Origin of the sequence: Maribacter flavus (genome assembly GCF_008386635.1) — a bacterium.
GTDB classification, from domain to species: domain Bacteria; phylum Bacteroidota; class Bacteroidia; order Flavobacteriales; family Flavobacteriaceae; genus Maribacter; species Maribacter flavus.
Genome location: NZ_VUOE01000002.1, coordinates 465,900 through 484,144 on the forward strand (window position 1 = coordinate 465,900; position 18,245 = coordinate 484,144).

11 protein-coding genes are annotated in these 18,245 nt (G+C 43.6%); 2 read left to right on the forward strand and 9 right to left on the reverse strand.

The genetic code is table 11. The features are described from left to right. Positions 1–83: 83 nt before the first annotated feature. Positions 84–665 (reverse strand): YdeI/OmpD-associated family protein, encoded by a 582-nt coding sequence (locus tag F0361_RS12340; RefSeq protein WP_154918896.1) that lies wholly within the window; start codon positions 663–665, stop codon positions 84–86. Between the two features lie 123 nt (positions 666–788). Between F0361_RS12340 and F0361_RS12345 the strand changes: the two genes are divergently transcribed. Continuing rightward, positions 789–4,181, forward strand: coding sequence for a ThuA domain-containing protein (locus F0361_RS12345; protein ID WP_154918897.1), 3,393 nt, complete (start codon positions 789–791; stop codon positions 4,179–4,181). Positions 4,182–4,261: 80 nt separating this feature from the next. Here F0361_RS12345 and F0361_RS12350 read toward each other — a convergent pair whose 3' ends face one another. The 6 genes from F0361_RS12350 to F0361_RS12375 all read right to left on the reverse strand — a co-directional run bounded on the left by F0361_RS12350 (position 4,262) and on the right by F0361_RS12375 (position 12,911). Beyond that, a complete protein-coding gene (locus F0361_RS12350) occupies positions 4,262–4,723 on the reverse strand; it encodes a GAF domain-containing protein (RefSeq protein ID WP_154918898.1) in 462 nt (153 codons plus the stop codon). A gap of 126 nt (positions 4,724–4,849) precedes the next feature. Continuing rightward, complete coding sequence (locus F0361_RS12355; RefSeq protein WP_154918899.1) at positions 4,850–6,454, reverse strand: M1 family metallopeptidase; 1,605 nt, start codon at positions 6,452–6,454, stop codon at positions 4,850–4,852. Positions 6,455–6,605: 151 nt separating this feature from the next. After that, positions 6,606–7,937: a M28 family peptidase gene (locus tag F0361_RS12360; RefSeq protein ID WP_154918900.1), complete on the reverse strand. Its 1,332-nt coding sequence runs from the start codon at positions 7,935–7,937 to the stop codon at positions 6,606–6,608. 39 nt (positions 7,938–7,976) lie between these two features. Beyond that, positions 7,977–9,143 carry an MFS transporter gene (locus tag F0361_RS12365; protein WP_154918901.1) on the reverse strand — a complete coding sequence of 389 codons (1,167 nt, stop codon included), beginning with the start codon at positions 9,141–9,143 and terminating at the stop codon, positions 7,977–7,979. Positions 9,144–9,151: 8 nt separating this feature from the next. Continuing rightward, positions 9,152–10,675 carry a nuclear transport factor 2 family protein gene (locus tag F0361_RS12370; RefSeq protein ID WP_154918902.1) on the reverse strand — a complete coding sequence of 508 codons (1,524 nt, stop codon included), beginning with the start codon at positions 10,673–10,675 and terminating at the stop codon, positions 9,152–9,154. Positions 10,676–10,697: 22 nt separating this feature from the next. Continuing rightward, on the reverse strand, positions 10,698–12,911 hold the full coding sequence (locus F0361_RS12375) for a bifunctional alpha,alpha-trehalose-phosphate synthase (UDP-forming)/trehalose-phosphatase (protein ID WP_154918903.1): 2,214 nt from the start codon (positions 12,909–12,911) through the stop codon (positions 10,698–10,700). 102 nt (positions 12,912–13,013) lie between these two features. Between F0361_RS12375 and F0361_RS12380 the strand changes: the two genes are divergently transcribed. Further along, entirely contained in the window at positions 13,014–14,819 is a 1,806-nt protein-coding gene (locus F0361_RS12380; protein WP_154918904.1) for a glycoside hydrolase family 15 protein, read from the forward strand. On the opposite strand, the gene F0361_RS12385 is transcribed toward F0361_RS12380, so the two are convergent. Together F0361_RS12385 and F0361_RS12390 are read right to left on the reverse strand one after the other, a co-directional pair. Next, the gene (locus tag F0361_RS12385; protein WP_154918905.1) at positions 14,806–16,257 is read right to left on the reverse strand and encodes a pyridoxal phosphate-dependent decarboxylase family protein; all 1,452 of its coding nucleotides are present in this window, start codon (positions 16,255–16,257) and stop codon (positions 14,806–14,808) included. The genes F0361_RS12380 and F0361_RS12385 overlap by 14 nt on opposite strands. Before the next feature lie 102 nt (positions 16,258–16,359). After that, on the reverse strand, positions 16,360–18,165 hold the full coding sequence (locus F0361_RS12390; RefSeq protein ID WP_154918906.1) for an acyl-CoA dehydrogenase family protein: 1,806 nt from the start codon (positions 18,163–18,165) through the stop codon (positions 16,360–16,362). Positions 18,166–18,245: the final 80 nt, after the last annotated feature.

Here is an 18,245-nt window from a genome sequence, read left to right on the forward strand (position 1 = left end):
TACCAAACAACTACTAGGCAAAAATAGGGCTTTATTCAGTTCCATTGGTAATACAAGTGCTTATATGACAAAAGGAGATGGTTTTACCTTCCATCTCCGTTTCTATATTTAATATTTTCGTGGCAATGCTGTATTATTTCGCTGATGCGCTTTTGTCTTGTTTCTTCCCTTTTGGCCTGGTTTAGCCAATAAAGATAACTCTTGCGTTGTCCCCTGGTGAAGTTTTGAAAATTTTCGAAAGCCTTTTCGTTAGCTTCGAATGCTGCCTGTAAATCATCGGGTAGGATTCCGGCCTCCACGTCGTCCAAAGAAGACCAAGAGCCGTTCTCCTTGGCTATTTTTACTGCCTCCAGGCCGGCTTCGTGCATAAGCCCATTAGACTTTAAATCGTTGATATAGTCCTTGTTCACTTTGCTCCAAACGCTTTTCGGTTTCCTTGGGCAAAAATATTGTTTGCGTTTGCCGTTGCCCAGACTTTTTACCGTACTATCTATCCATCCATAGCACAAGGCTACTTTAACGGCCTCTTCCCAGCGCATACTGTCGTTCTCGTGTTCTACTTTGTAAAAGATCAAATGGATACCCTCATAATGGGTATGGTTACTATGTAGCCATTCCCTAAATTCCGTATCATTTTTAAAATAGAGTTCCGGTATTTTTGGCATATCGGCTTTTTTCCGTGTTAAATTCTACGTAAAATACAATTTTAGCTGACAAACAATTGGTTTCTATGCTATCTAATTCTATTTTTGAAGCTATATTAAACCGACAAACATCAAAATTTACGTATGAAAAAAGTTTTCAATGCGCTGCTCTTGGGCTTTGCGCTTATTATTGTCTCATGTGGTGGCAATAAACGTGACGGGGAACCCAAGGTCTTGGTTTTCTCTAAAACAGCAGCGTTTAAACACGCATCTATTCCTGCGGGCATCGCCGCCTTACAAAAACTTGGTCAGGAGAACGGCTTTGTAGTGGATACCACCAAAAATGCCGAAATGTTCACGGATGAAAATCTGCAGAATTATTCGGCCGTTGTTTTCTTGAGTACCACAGGAAATGTCTTGGACCAATTTCAGGAAGCTGCCTTTGAACGCTACATTCAAGCAGGTGGAGGGTACGTGGGAATACATGCCGCTGCCGATACGGAATATGATTGGGGCTGGTACAACGATTTGGCCGGAGCCCAGTTTTTAAGTCATCCCAGGGGTACGCCAAACGCGGACTTCATAATAAAGGACAAGAATTTCATTGCTACGGAATTTTTTACGGACAGTGTTTGGAACAGGGACGACGAATTGTACAATTATAAAAAGATAAATCCGGATGTGAACGTCTTGATGACCTTGGATGAATCCACGTATGAAGGTGGTGCCAACGGTGATTTTCATCCCATTGCCTGGTACCATGATTTTGACGGTGGCCGTGCCTTTTATACCGGAGGCGGACATACGGACGAAAGCTATTCTGAAGATCTATTCTTGAAGCATGTATTGGGAGGAATCAAATACGCTATTGGGGACAACGAACTATTGGACTATTCCAAGGTTACCACCCAAATACCTCCGGACAATGACCGTTTCTCCAAAGTGGTTCTTTCCGAAGGACAGTTTTTTGAACCCACCGAAATGGCTGTCTTACCTAACAATGACGTTTTAATCGCACAACGTAGGGGAGAGGTAGTATTGTTCAATAATGAGACTCAGGAACTCAAGGAAGTTGCCAAGTTGGATGTATATTTTAAAACATTGGAAACGCCTGGCGTGAATGCCGAAGAAGGGTTAATGGGATTGCAAAAAGATCCTGATTATGCCAACAACCATTGGATTTATTTGTACTACGCTCCAACGGGCGACAAATGGGTGAATCGTTTATCCCGATTCAAATATATGGATGGAAATTTCGACCTAGCTTCGGAGCAGATTATTTTGGAAGTGGATTCCCAACGGGAAATTTGCTGTCACACTGGTGGTTCCATTGCCTTTGGACCGGATAATCTCTTATATCTATCAACTGGAGACAACTCTACGCCGTTTAATGAAAGAGGGGAAAAATATGTAAACAATGGTTTTGCACCCTTGAACGACACGCCCGGCCATGAGCAGTTCGATGCTAGAAGGAGTTCAGGAAACACAAACGATCTTAGGGGTAAAATTTTGAGAATCAAGGTGAACGAGGATGGAAGCTATGATATTCCAGAAGGAAATTTGTTCCCTGTAGGTACTGAAAAAACCCGACCAGAAATTTATACCATGGGACACAGAAACCCTTATAGAATTTCAGTCGATGTAAAAAGAGGGTATGTTTATTGGGGCGACGTTGGCCCAGATGCCCGCGCCGATAGTTTGGAAACCAGAGGTCCTAGGGGCTATGATGAAATGAACCAGGCACGCAAACCAGGAAACTTTGGATGGCCAATGTTCATTGGTGACAATTATGCCTACCATGAATACAATTATGAAACTGGGGAGTCAGGAGAAGCATTTGACCCTGAAAAACCAATGAATACCTCTAGGAACAATACGGGTTTGACTGAGTTGCCACCCGCAACGCCGGCCTACGTGTACTATCCCTACGTTGAATCCAGTGATTTCCCACAGACGGGAACTGGAGGTAGAAATGCCATGGCGGGACCTACCTATTATTCAGATTTGTATCCCGGGGACGACAAATTACCTAGCTATTATGACGGTAAGGTATTGATCTATGACTGGATGCGTGGTTGGATGTTTGCCGTTCATTTGAAGGAGGATGGAAGTTTTAACCGAATGGAACCTTTTGCCCCTGAGGTAAAACTGAACAATCTTATCGATATGGAGATGGGACCCAATGGAAGGGTATATCTCTTGGAATATGGTAGTGGTTGGTTCTCCCAAAATGCCAATTCTGGATTGGCCTATATTGAATACAATGGTGGAAACAGGCCTCCTGTAATCGATAATATGATTGTGGAGACCACATCGGGTCAGACACCTTTGGCTATCACCGCAACAGTGGAGGCCCATGACCGAGAGAATGATGGTGTTTCCTACACTTGGGATTTCGGTAACGGAGAAACCAAGAAAACTACGGAACCTACGGTAAGTTATTCCTATGCAGATGCAGGATCGTATAATTTGAACGTTACGGTGACCGACGAAAAGGGTGAAGCTACCATAAGTTCAAGCACCAATATAGTTGCCGGAAATTCAAGACCTGAAATTACCATCAATTTAAAAGGTGGGACCCCTGCCTTTTATCTTCCTGGTCAGAAAATCGATTATGAAGTAAACGTTAGCGATCCGGACGGTAGCCCCATTGATCAGGGCAATATTTTCGTGAGCGTCGATTATTTGGAGGGAATGGACAGGGTAGCCATGAATCTTGGTCATCAGCAGGTATCTGCAGCGGTAACCGGGAAGGCTCTGGCACAATCCATGGATTGCAAGACGTGCCATAAAGAAGCCGAAGCATCCATAGGACCCAATTATATGGATGTTGCCCAAAAATATAAGGATAGAAGGGATGCCTTGGAATATTTACAGTCTAGGATCAAAACCGGAGGTAGCGGTGTATGGGGCGAAGTAACCATGCCCGCACATCCAAATATTACCTCAGACGAAACAAGACAGATCGGACTATACATCCTTTCTTTGGCAGGGGACAAAGAGGAAGAAAAATCATTGCCTACAAATGGTACCATTACGGCAGAAGCCTCAGCGCCCGGAAATATGTTGGTCTTGACGGCCAGTTATACCGATGGTGGCGCCGAAGGAACCATTCCATTAACCGGCTCCAAGGCGGTGGCCATTCCCAGTAGCACCATATTACTGACGGAAGATTTGAAAACAAGCAATATGCAGGCCATGAAATTTGGTGGTATGGATTTGATGTTGTTGAACAGTGCGTCCGGATGGTTGGAGTTAAAAGATACTTCGCTCAAAGGAGTCAATGCCTTGGTGCTTAATGCTGCCTGGCAAAGCCCTCCAAATTTGAGTTTTAGTTTCCAAATCCACGAGAACACACCAAACGGACCCGTTATTGGAGAGGGAACCATGCCGGCACAGACTGGAGGTCAGGGTACACAGGTGAGCGTTCCAATTACCGGAACCGTTTCCGGCAATGGACCTTATTACGTGACCTACAAGGCCGAAGAAGGCAAGGAACTATCCATGGTCGCCTTGACGGGAGCCATGTTCAGGTAAAAGAATCTTGTAGGATATTAAAAAGCCCGCTAACAAGCGGGCTTTTTTATTTTATGGTCGCTAAAAGGATTCTGGAAGCTTTAGTTTATTTTTTGACAAATGAGATTACCAATGTCCATTAAGGATGAAATCTCTTCCTCGGTAAAATCATAGGAAACAGGTTTGGCAATGCCGATGGTACCATACAATTTTCCATTATGTATCAATGGGGCCGCAAGGGAACCCTCTACTTTGGTTTCCTTGGCTGCCGGTCTCGCAACGCCGGATGCATCGGTCTGTAGATTGCACATCTCTACGGGCTTCATACGTTCCGCAGCGATACCCGCCATACCTTTGCCTATGGGAATTTCGGACACCTTCGGCATCAAAAAATCGGGAATGCCTTTTTGAGCCTGTAATTCCAAAATAGAAGTGTTCTGCCTTAAAAAGTGCAACGTTCCGGTGGAACAATCAAAATGGCTGATCGTCTCTTCCAAAACGTTTTGCCAATCGATGGGATTTTTTTCAAGAAGTATCGATATTTTTTCAGGGATGCTATTCATTTTGATCAATAGGTATTTAAAACAATGATTTGCTATTTCCTCTAACGACGGGCAATTTAAGGATATTGTCAGTTTGGGGAATATGATATTTGTCAGCTACCCCTGAAATAATCTTAGGCCTTTTATTTATACTTTTTTAACGTTCACGTAGAAGTTTGGGTCCACTTGTATATCTTTCCCTTTAAGTGATTTTGACTGCCACGCTGTGGTAGGGGTAATCCAAACGGTCTTTCCGGCCATCTCAACCTTTAAGGGCATTTTAAACCCATCGATGACATTGGTAAATCGGTATTTTAGCTTGCCGTTCTGGATTTCATATTCAAAAACAGGGATATTGGCCGTTCTGAGATACTGTTCAAAGAATGGTTCAAAATCACCTTCGACTTGATCATCCAGATACTTTTCAATCTGTTTGGTTGTTACCGTTTGATGATAGAATTCCTCATTAAGTCCGCGTAGGGTGGCCCGCCACTTTTCATCATCGTCCATGATTTGCCTGAACGTATGTAGGATGTTGGCTCCCTTGTTGTACATATCGCCAGACCCGGCTTTATTAACGTTGTAGGGCCCAATTAAAGGTCGGTCGTTTCGGATATTCTTTCGTATGCCCAGTAAATATTCCGCTGCCGCTTCTTTACCATAATAATATTCAATGAAAAGGCTTTCGGAATACATCGTAAATCCTTCGTGTACCCACATATCGGCAATATCCTTGTAGGTAATATTATTGGCGAACCATTCATGTCCGGCCTCATGGATGATGATATAATCGAACTTTAATCCCCATCCGGTGCCTGAAAGATCTCGACCTAAATAGCCATTCCCATACTGATTGCCATAGGTAACGGAACTTTGGTGTTCCATACCCAAATAAGGGACTTCCACGAGTTTAAAGGAGTCCTCGTAAAAAGGATAGGGGCCGAACCAATGCTCAAAGGCTTCCATCATTTTGGGGGCCTGTTTGAACTGCTCCTTGGCTTTTTCCAGATTGTCCCGTAAAACGTAGTAATCCATGTCCAGCATGCCCTTTTCACCATCATAGGTTTCCCCAAAATGCACGTAATCCCCAATGTTCACATTGACCCCATAATTGTTAATGGGGCTGGATACGAACCAATGATAGGTATTGGTTTCTTCGTCCACTTTTCGTAACCGACCATTGGAAACGTTCATGAGCCCTTTAGGGGCCTGTACGCTGATCAACATACTGTCTACCTCGTCGTACATATGGTCCTTATTGGGCCACCAGACACTGGCGCCCAGACCCTGACAGGAGGTGGCCACAAAATCCTTCCCATTATCATCTTTTTTCCATGAAAAGCCACCGTCCCAAGGGGCGCGCACCGCTTCTTTGGGATGCCCGGAATAATGCACTACAATTTCGTTAAATTCTTCCACATTTTGAGTTTTCCCGAGTGTAACAAAATGGGCATTTCCATTGCTTTCGAAAGACAGGTTTTTTCCATCTTGTGTAATTTTTTCGATAACCAAAGGTGGCTGGAGATCTACTTGTAGCACTTGATTTTTATCGAGCACCTTATAGCGGATGGTATTCGTACCGGAAATAAATTTTTTATCGGGATCTACGGAAATATCCAAATGATAGTAAGTAAGGTCCCACCAGGCCCTTTCCGGGGTAATGCTGCCTCTAAGGGTATCCTGTTCCGTAAAGGTTTGGGAGATGCCAAGACTGTAAGTCAAGAAGGCAACATAAATCACTATGTTTTTCATCTGTTTATTTTTATTGCTTTTAATAGGTCAGATGCGATTCGCCAGTAACCAGCTCAATAGGTATCAAGACTTGTTATAGCTCATTTCATATCTAGTAAATATGCTTTTTGAGTAGACCTGTCAGGTTTTTAAAACCAGACAGGTTTGAAAATTACCTAAAAATTCCATTGGGAAACACGACCGGACTTTCAAATCCGTTTGCACCCACAGCTGAAACGCCAAAAAAGTAATTATCTATGACGATGCCTTCTAGGGTGAACTCCGTGACATCCCCTACGTATCGGCTATTATCCCAAGTAGGGGAAGTGGTATCCCTCCAATAAATTTTATACCCTTTGGCCCCATCCACCTTGCTCCATTGAAATTTCGCCGATGGTTCTACGATCCCCCCAATCTTAACTTCTTTAGGGGCCGGTGGTGCCCATGCCAGGGAAGCCAAATTGATTGCGTTTACCGCGGTGAGTTTGGCCGCGTACTCGAAATTCACGTGTTCCAATACATCCCCATAGGCGATGCCGTCCTCTACCCGAATATCCTGATGTTGTTGGGTGTAGTTTTCATGCGCCTCCATAATCCGGATTCCTGCAAAACCGGCGTCATTAAAGGGCCTATGATGCCCACCCCGCCCGAAACGGTCCAAACGATAGATCATCATTGGATTCATTTCTGGCATGTAGGTTTTTACGGTTTTGTGTACGTAGCGTGCCAATTGTCTCGAGATACCATCTACTTCCCCTCCGTAGAATCTTCTGGCGCGTCTTTGTTCCTCGGTTTCATTGGGAGGAACAGGTTCGGAAAAGATTCGGAAATCGGTATTGCTGACAATGCCATCTACCCCTTTGATGTTACCGATCATATCATTATTAAAAATCCCGATAATCTCCCAGCCTTGGTCCTTGGCATATTGGGCCACACCGCCACCACCGAACAACCCCTGTTCCTCCCCGGAAAGCCCCATGTAGATGATGCTATTTTCAAAGGTGTACTTAGAAAGTACCCGCGCAGCTTCCAAGGTTCCGGCCATACCACTGGCATTGTCGTTGGCCCCGGGGGAATCGTCCGTAAAATTGGTTGGGTCGCTTACGCGCGAATCGATATCCCCGCTCATAATGATATATCTGTTGGGATATTTGGTGCCTTTTTGAATGGCCAGGACATTAACTACCTCCACATCATGGACAATACGTTGATTGGCCCCTTTTTTGACTAAATCCTTCTGGTAAAAGACATTCAAACAGCCATTACAGGCCTGGGAAGTTTTTTCAAATTCCGATTTGATCCACCGCCTCGCGGCCCCAATACCACGGGTTTGGGAAACGGTATCGCTCAGGGTATGCCGAGTGCCAAAATTGGCCAGTTTGGTAACATCGTTTTCTATACGTTCTGCAGAGACTGCATCGATGATATCATAAATTCGTTGGTCCGTCTGGGCCGATAAAGTTAGCGAAATTGTCAAAAGACCTAGAATTAGCAATTTTTTCATTTTTGGTTTCATTTGAAGTGTCCTTAAAAGTATTAAAAATTAAACATTTTTAAGTTTTAAAAGATGCCAAACTCCTAGCGCCGGACCTATGGCCAATACCAGAAACAAATAGTTGATGCCGATACTGTCCTGTAAATAGCTAAGCAGTTGAATGCTAACGATGGTAATGCCAAAACCTATGCAAGTGGCCACGGTAAGAGCCGTACCTTTTATATCGGCCGAGGCAGATGCTGCTACTAATTTGGATAATTGGGGTGAATCTGCAGTCACTGCAAAACCCCATAAGGACCAAACCATTAAAAATAGAACAAGAGGTAGCACGAACAGGATAGGTGATATTAAACAGCATATTCCGGATATGATTAGTGCTGTTATAGCCACTTTTCTACTTCCTGTTTTTTTGGATATTATACCTCCTAAACCACATGAAATACTACCGATGCCGATGATGATACCTGTCCATAAAGGCACTAAAATTTCCCTTCCGTGAAGCGTATTGTAAAATGAAATAGCCAATGGAGTGAAGGCCCAAAAGGCATAGAGTTCCCACATATGCCCAAAATATCCGAATGCCGCCTTACGGAATGCATTGATTTTGAATAGCCTTGGACCTGAATATAGATTGACTTTTAAGCTTTTTTTCAGAAAAGGTCCATCCGGAACCAAAAAGTACATCAATGCCCCTCCCAAACAAGTGAAGGTAGAGGTCGCCACTATAATTCTATAAGGATCACTTCCCCATGCCGTACTGTTTATTAGGTAGGGAAATCCGGTACCCAGAACAAGGGCACCCACCAAAAAACCCAATGCCATTCCCAATCCTTTTTCATAGTAGTCCGCTGCAATCTTCATTCCAACCGGGTAAATGCCCGCCAAGAAAAATCCTGTGCCGAAACGGGCCAAGAGCAAGCTCCACTTGGTCATTTGGTCCGTTATTAAGTAGAGATTACAAAGCGCGGCCAAAAAGGCACAGACCATAAACACCCGTGAAGGCGAGAACCTATCGGCAATCATAAGCAGGGCGAAAAGTAACGTCCCTACAATAAAACCCAACTGGACCGATGATAACACCCAACCCATAATTTCGTGGCCCAAGCCCGTTTTTAGGATTAATTCATCCACTATGGTATTGCCTGCAAACCATGGTGATGTACATGCGAACTGAGCAATTATAATCGTTGGAAGAATGTGTGGTTTTTGTTTCAACCCCTTATTTACCTTAGGAAAGTGACTTTAGCTATTTTTCCATTTTCAACTTCATAGATAGCTACCGCGGAAAACATATTGCCATTGGCCGTTACCTGCTCTTCGTCTATCACTTTGTTGCCAATAACAATTCTATTCTTGATTTCACATTTCAGGTCTGGGGTGGATGTAAAAAATTCGGTGTAGCTTTTTCGCATATCCTCAGGTCCATCTGTGGATAGGTTTTTAGGGAAGTTATAGAGTTTAACAGTGTCTGTATAGGTTGCCATAAATGCATCGATATCCCTTTTATTATAAGCATCCAACTGGTCCTGGACGATACTCTCGGGATTGGATTCCGACCCTTTCTCAAAAATAAATGTCATGCTCGAAATTCGGTAGGACACTTCATATATGGCCACTTGCTTAGAAATACTTCCGTCTCCCGTAACTTTTTCATGGTCGATTACAAAATTGCCCAAGGTGATCCGGTTTACGACTTCTACATCATATTTTTTGTTATCCGGGGACAGGTTCCGATAGTTCTCCCGCATTTTTTGATGCCCGATATAAAGGGTGTCCGCCGGAAAATTTTGAACTAACACGTTTTCACTATAACAATTGACAAAAGTATCCAAATCTCCCGAATTATAAGATTCCACCTGTTTTTGAACGATTTTGTATTTTGGGTCTTCGGTTACGAATGCCATCCTTTTTCCATTGGGACTTATCGCGAGTCGGGATAGGGACGGAATTTCTTTTTCTTCAAAGGAATGTAAAAGTTTCCAAGTTTGTCCGTTCGCATAATCAAATCCCAACAGACTATTCCTAAAGCCTGCCAATACCATACCGCTATCGGTCCAAACTACGTCTTCTACAGAACCAAAAAGGCCAACAATATTCCTTGTTGCCCCAGAAATGGGATGCATGGATTTTACCATGGCCGTGTCGTTTTCTTTTGAAATATAACTGATCATCTCCGTTTGGGGAATCCTGTGCAGCGACCTGCCCACATTTTTTTGTAGGGTGTAGCGGGTATTATCCTGAAGGTTTACGACGACTAAATCCATACGGTTTTCAATCAAGACCGTACATACTAGGATATGGTCGCTGTACCATACGTGATACCCTACTTTTAAATCGGCAATAAGTTCTTTGTGATTTCCAGTCTCAAAGTCATACTTATACAATCTTTGTAAGCCGTCATCGTCCAATCGTATTGCAGAAATATCCTCCGTGCCCTGTATCCTCAAAGGGGAATATTCACCTCCATTTGGGGTATCGTTGATCCACGATTTTGAATCCGAATCAATATTGTAAAGGGCTATATCTGTCTGTCCGTTTCGTGTGGAAGCAAAAAGAATTCTGTCATCATCGTAAAAGGAAGGTTGATTGTCGTAGCCTTCATTGTTGGAAATATTCTTAGGTTCCCCAATTTTGAGCGTTCCCTCATTCCATTCCAAATCGGCCAGAAATACTTCCGTGCTCGACTGGGAATAGCATTGTAAACAAAAAAATAAAGCGAGTAGCGAAATGATTGGTAACCGACTCATTCGTATTTCATAAAGTTCCAATTTAATGCATGTCGGCAAATCGGCCTAAAATATCCCTAACATTTTTTGTGTTGTCCACAAAGTATTTGGCATGGGTCTTTTGCCTTCCAACTTTAACCGTAATGGCATCTTCAGGCAATTCCTGGAACATAAATTCATCGGTCCAATCGTCCCCAATAGCAAACACAAAATCGTAATCATGTTCAGAAAATACCCGCATGGAGGCCCTTCCCTTATTCACGTTGCTGCTTTTGATTTCCATTACCTTATTTCCATTCAAAACGCTGAGGTCATCATTGGCGATCAAACTGGTCAATACCGTATTCAGTTCCACGGCACGTTTCTGTCCGAAATCGGGATCCGTCTTTCTGTAGTGCCATGCCAGGGAGTAGTTTTTCTCCTCGATAAAACTTCCGGGTGTTCTGTCCACAAAGGAATCCAAGACTGGATGTATTTTTTCCATCCAATCCTTTTTAACTTTCTCAAGCATCCTAAAATCCTCCCCATTCTGGGAAATCCACACCCCGTGTTCCACAATCATATTATATCCCTTGTGCATGAACCACTTGGTAAAGGTCTCTTTGTCCCTTCCGCTGATCAAATACATGTCCGTATTTTCCTGGGCGGCAATTTCATCCAACAATTTATAAAGTTGCTCATCTGGCTTTGCCATTTGGGGATCTTTGTGGAAGCCTGCCAAAGTACCGTCATAGTCGAGGAATACGAGCCGTTTTTTTGACGAGACATATTTCTTCATGACCGTATTCATTAGATCTACCGAAAGTCTTCTTGAAATATACGTACGGTCCTTTTCCTTTTGGTTAAGCAATGAGTTCATGAAATCGTTCGCCCATTTCTCCACATTATATCGTTCCAAGCGTTTTTGGAGTACGGAATTACGTTGTTGTTGCTCTTCCTGGGGCATGTTGATGGCCCTATCCAAGGTATCGGCAATTTGCTCAAAATTATTGGGGTTTATCAACAGGGATTCGTTCATTTCATTTGCAGAACCTGCCATTTCGCTCAAAATCAGCACGCCGGTCTTGTCCGTTCTTGTGGCAATGTATTCTTTGGCAACAAGGTTCATACCATCTCTAATGGGGGTAAGCCAGGCGATATCGCACGTTGTGTACAAATCGATGAGGTTATCAAAGGGCATCGATCTGTAAAAATACCAAATGGGTGTCCAGCTTACGGTGGAAAGTTCCCCATTGATTCGACCTACCAATTCGTCGATTTCTTTTTTCAATAGTTGGTATTGCGGTACATTGGAGCGTGAGGGTACCGCCAAAATTATCAATCGAACTTTCTCCTTGTATTGCGGATATTTGTTCAAGAAGTATTCAAAGGCGTTCAACCGCTTCGCGATTCCCTTGGTATAGTCCAAACGGTCTATGGATAGGAAGAACTTCGCATCGGGAGTAGATTCCTTATGGGTATCCAATCTTTTTTGTAATTCAGACTTTTGAGATTCATCGCGCTGTGCATGCTCCATCGCCGCTTCATTAAACTTCTTATAATCGATACCCATGGGGAAGGAGTCTACCTTGATGACCCTGTCGTCCAAATAAATATCATTGAAGCTCACTTCAAGCCCCAAAAGCCTACGTACCGAACTTAAAAAGTGCCTTTCATAATCATAAGTGTGAAAACCTATGAGATCGGAGCCCAAAAGCCCGGACAGTATCTCTTTTCGCCACGGCAAGGTCCTGAATATTTCAAAAGATGGAAAGGGAATATGGAGAAAGAAACCAATGGAGACATTGGGCCGTTTCTCACGCACCATTTGGGGCACAAGCATTAATTGATAGTCATGGACCCAAATAACGTCATCATTATCGGCTTTGTCCAAGATGGCATCTGCAAATTTTTGGTTTACGCTCTTGTAAATTTCCCAACTTTCCCATTCAAACTCGGAATACTCCAAAAAGTAATGGAACAGGGGCCAAACGGTTCGGTTACTAAAACCATAATAAAATCCGTCTACCTCTTTTTGGGTAAGTTTCACTTTGGAAGAACCGTGCTCCGCCAAGGCATTGTCTATTTGCGACTCTAGCTCCTCTGGTGTTTCTTCGTCCGTGAGACCGCTCCAGCCAATCCAGAGGCTGTCGCCACCGGAATGGACAGATTTCATTCCTGTAGCCAGTCCGCCAACACTGGGTATTGCCGAAATAGTTCCATTGCTGATTTGTAATTGTACGGGGAGTCTATTTGAGATTATGATAGTTTTGGCCATAAATCGCAATTTTTGCTTTGAAATAAATTTATTTTCCCTCAATTTCGGGAAAAAGAAGGGCAATAGCAATTGTATGCCCAAATGAATCAAGATTTTTATTGAATGAATAATTTGGATTACGGAATAATAGGGAATTGTAGAAGTGCGGCCTTGGTATCAAATAGAGGCTCCGTAGATTGGTGCTGTCTTCCAGAATTTGATTCCTCATCGCTGTTCGCAAAGTTGTTGGACGAAGAAAAGGGGGGTAGCTTTGAGGTTTTGGTCAATGACTCCTATGTGATTAAACAACGTTACAAAAAACATACGGCTGTATTGATTACCAAATTTACTTCTGGGGAGGACGTATTTGAAATTCGTGATTTCATGCCACGTTATAGAAAAGCCGAAGGTGGTTATAATTCACCACCGGAAGTTATAAGGTACATAAAACATATTAGTGGAAAACCAAAATTCAGTGTCAAATACGACCCAAGGTTGGAATATGCCTTTGGAAAAACTGAAACATATGTAAAGAAGAACTTTATTGTAAGCTTGACCCACGGTGAGAAATTCGATACTTGCTTCTTGTACACCTCATTTAATAAAAATGCAGTAGTGGAAGGAAGAGAGTTGGAGATTACGGAAGATGGATATTTTCTTTTGGGTTATAATGAGAAGTTGTTCCAGCCCTCCGTACGGAAAATGTATACTGAACTTGAAAGAACAAAAGTATATTGGCTCAATTGGAGCAGTAAGACTCCAAACTATAAAAAGTATAATTCACAAATAAGCAGGAGTGCCATTACACTTAAATTGTTGACCTATGACAAGTCCGGCGCCGTATTGGCCGCCGCGACTACTTCTTTGCCCGAAACCATTGGGGAAGTCCGAAATTGGGATTATCGCTTCTGCTGGATACGGGACGCTTCCATGGCCATCAAGGTCATAGGCGAATTGGGCCATAGAAACGTTGCCAAACGGTATTTACAGTTTATAGTGGACCTTATTCCGGATAAGGACGAGAAACTCCAAATCATGTACGGTATCAATAAGGAGAAAAAATTGACGGAACGTACCTTGGACCATTTGAGCGGCTACAAAGGCTCAAAACCTGTACGAATTGGGAATGCGGCCTACAAGCAACGACAAAATGATATCTATGGAATTCTAATGGATGTTATTTACGAACAATTGTCCAAATACAGTAATGACACTGAAAATGGAGAGGATTTATGGGGAATAACAAAGGGCATCGTTTGGATTGTATCGCACCACTGGAAGGAGGCGGATAAGGGTATATGGGAATTTAGGACTGAAGATAGACACTTTACCTTCTCAAAAGTTTTGTGCTGGGTTGCCATTGATAGAGCCATTAAAGTGGCCCGATTGTTCCGAAAAACCCACAAATTAGAAAAGTGGACCCAATTGGAGCAGGAAATCAAAAACGATATTCATGCCAACGCATGGAATCCAGAGGTGAATGCCTTTACCCAATCCTATGGCTCTCCCGATATGGATGCATCGGTCTTGCTTATGGAATCCTATGGGTTTATCCATGCCAAAGACCCTAAATTCGTAAGTACCGTTCATGCCATAGAACGGGAATTGAGCAACGATGGTCTTTTATACCGATATAAAAACGAGGATGATTTTGGCTTGCCCTCCTCTTCCTTTACCATTTGTACTTTTTGGTTCATTAACAGCCTGTTCAAGATTGGGGAAAAGGAAAAGGCCATGAAACATTTCGATACGCTGTTATCCTATAGCAATCATTTAGGTCTCTTTAGCGAAGATATTGATTTTAAGACCAAAAGATTGCTCGGAAACTTTCCGCAGGCCTATTCGCATTTGGCATTGATAGAGTGTGCCATCAACTTTTCCAGACAGGAAAGCGAGGAGCAGGTATTGGCGTCCATTAACAAATTGTAGTTTCAGAGGAAACTAAATTTTGGGCCAATAGAACGATTTTGTCCAAAAGGTTTTGAAAATGAACCTTGGTTGTAAAGGGATTCATAACGGTGACCCGCAAATAGTGCCAGCCCCGTAACTTCGTTTGAACGATATAGAACTCGCCGTCTTCCAAAAGTTGCTGACGTACCTTGGCATTTAATTCGTTTAACTGATTCTGGGATAGGTTTGCATGGGTATATCGAAAGCAAACAATATTGGACATTGGCGTAACTGCCAATGCAAAACTGGGATGTTTTTCGATTATTTGCCCTAAGGCTGCACCCATGTCATATAATTGGGTCACATAGGCTTCAAAGACTTCCTCACCATAGAATTTGAGCATCGTATACCAATGGATGCTCATCATGGTCTTGGTGCACTCGAAGGTTCTTTTTCCGGAATTGTACCAATCCTCATGGTCTGAATCGGTCAGTAAATAATCTGCTTTTTGGCTGAACGTTGCATTGGCATACATACCGTTTTTAAGTAGCAGGGCCGTGGTAATCGTTGGCAGCATCATCATTTTATGTCCGTCTATGACAACGGAATCGGCTTTTTCTATACCTTTTAACGTGTATTTGTATTTTTTGGAAAATACACCCGCACCGCCATGGGCACCGTCCACATGGAACCATAGTCCCTTTTGTTCCGCAAAACTACCTATGGCTTCCAGATTATCGAACATACCCGTTGCCGTGGAAGGAGCACTTCCCACAATGGCAAAGATGGTAATTCCCTTTACTTTCGCTTCTTGATATTTTTCTTCCAAGACAGATGTGTCCATCTGGTAGGATTCCGTACAAGGTATTTTAATGATTCCTTTCTCTCCAAGTCCCATAATTCTGGCTGCCCGGTCTACACAGTAATGGGCTTCCTCGCTCACCATAATACCTAGGGCACTGCTCGTTCCTGCATTCCAAACATCTTCTTTTAATATAGCTTTTCGCGCCGTTAAAAGCGCCGTGAGATTCGCTAAGGTCCCGCCGGAGGTCAGAAATCCCCGGGCATCCGCATTCCATCCAATTTTCTCGCATAGGACATTGGTTACTACGCGCTCAATGGCGCTGGGCGACATACCCATTTCGTAGACCGCCATCCCATTGTTCAATAAGGAACTGATCATGCCGGTAAGTGCCGTTATAGGTGCCGCCGGACTCACCTGATGCCCAATGTAATGGGGATGGTGTACGTAGGTGGTACGTTCCGTAATCGATTTGAACAACTCCTCAGGTTTGCCATGTTCCAAAAAATCCTTCCAAAATTCCAATTCGGTTTCCGGGTCGTTCCAATGGATGGCCTTGCCCGTTTTCTCCTGAAGTTTATCGGCCAAATGTTGTGTCAACATTTCTATGGCCCTATGGCCGTTTTCCTCAAAGAGCTCGGTGGAATAGACCTTGTGTAATAGAGTGTTCTGCATAAGTCAAAATTAGATGCTTCGCACAATTTGTACAAATAAAAAAACCGCTCCAAATAGGGGCGGTTTTTGCTTCTGTCTAACAAAACAAAAGGGCAATCTGAATTAGTCAAAGGTATAACCCTGGTCTGCCGCGACTTTATCCGCAATTTGGGTACGTAAAGCCACCACATTTGGGTTATTGGTATATTTTGTAAAGCGTTTGAGTCCCATAAGCATCATGCGTTGCTCATCGCCTTCGGCGAAGGAAACGATGGCCTCCTTTCCTTTCTGAATGATGATTTCAGTCGCTCGATATAAATAGAGCTTGGACATGGCAATTTGTATGGCCTGTGCATCTTCACCAAAACGCTTGGCATTTTTCTCGGTACGTAATAATGCCGATTCCGCAAGATATACCTGAATCAGTATATCCGATGCAGCCATTAACAATTGCTGATGTTCTTCCAATTGAGGTCCAAATTTCTGTACGGCACTACCTGCAACCATCAAGAACACTTTTTTCAACCGTTTCAATAAGTCCTTTTCCTCGGCGAACAATTCCGAGAAATCGGGGGTATCAAAAGATGGTATGCCCATCAGTTCCTCTCCAACAGCGGTTGCAGGTCCTAGTAGATCTACATGGCCTTTCATGGCCTTTTTTATCAGCATGCCTACGGATAGCATCCGGTTGATTTCGTTGGTTCCCTCGTAAATTCGGGCTATCCGTGCGTCCCGCCAGGCCGATTCCATCGGGGTATCGGCACTAAAGCCCATACCACCAAAAATCTGTATTCCTTCATCCGTGGTTTGCTGTACATGTTCTGAAACCGCCACTTTCAATATGGAGCACTCAATGGCATACTCTTCCACACCCTTCAACTCGGCCTCCTGATGGGAGTTACCGTCGGCCTCCCGTATCGCGATTCGGTCCTCGATATTCTTGGCGGCACGATAGCAGGCCGCTTCATCCACGTATGCGTTGGTGGCCATATCCGCAATTTTCGCCTTGATGGCACCGAAACTCATGATCGGAACCTTGAACTGAATGCGTTCATTGGCGTATTTTGTGGCCTCGTTTATCACCCTTCTTTGCGCTTCCAAACAGGCTGCGGCCAATTTTATCCTACCCACGTTCAGGGCGTTCATGGCGATTTTAAAGCCGTTTCCGCGCTCCGATAGCATGTTTTCAACGGGCACCTTTGTCTCATTGAAAAATACCTGCCGGGTAGAGGAGGAGTGGATGCCCAATTTCTTCTCTTCGTCCCCTAAGGTAATCCCGTTGCTCGGGTCGTTCTCGACTATAAAACCTGTGATGTTTTTATCGTCCTCGATTCTTGCAAAGACAATGAACAGGTTGCAGAACCCGGCATTGGAAATCCACATCTTCTGACCCGTAATACTGTAATACTTGCCATCTTCTGAAAGTACGGCCTTGGTTTTACCCGAGTTGGCATCCGATCCGGCACCCGGTTCGGTCAAGCAATATGCCCCAAACCACTCACCGGTAGCCAATTTGGGCACATATTTTTGTTTTTGTTCCTCCGTTCCATACAAGGTAATCGGCATGGTACCGATTCCTGTGTGGGCACCAAACGCCGTGCTGAAGGAACCCGTAGCCCCCGAAATATAATCACAGACCAACATGGTGGATACGAAGCCCATTCCCATGCCATCATATTTTTCTGGAACTGCGATGCTTAAAAGACCCAATTCACCCGCCTCGCGCATACACTCTTCGGTATAGGCGTAATCTTTCTTTTCAAATCGTTCCCAATGGGCCCAAAGTTTTCGGTCCACGAATTCCTTGGTGCTCTCCCGCATCATTTTTTGCTCTTCGTTGAGGTCCTCTAAGGTAAAAATGTCTTCACAATTAGTCTCTTTCACTAAAAATTGACCTCCTCGAAGGATTTCTTTATCTGTTGTTTCCATAAGCCTCCCCTGACCCCTCCAGCGGAGGGGAATTGTCAGTTAATTTTATTAGTTAAACAATTTTTATCTATTCCGATGCC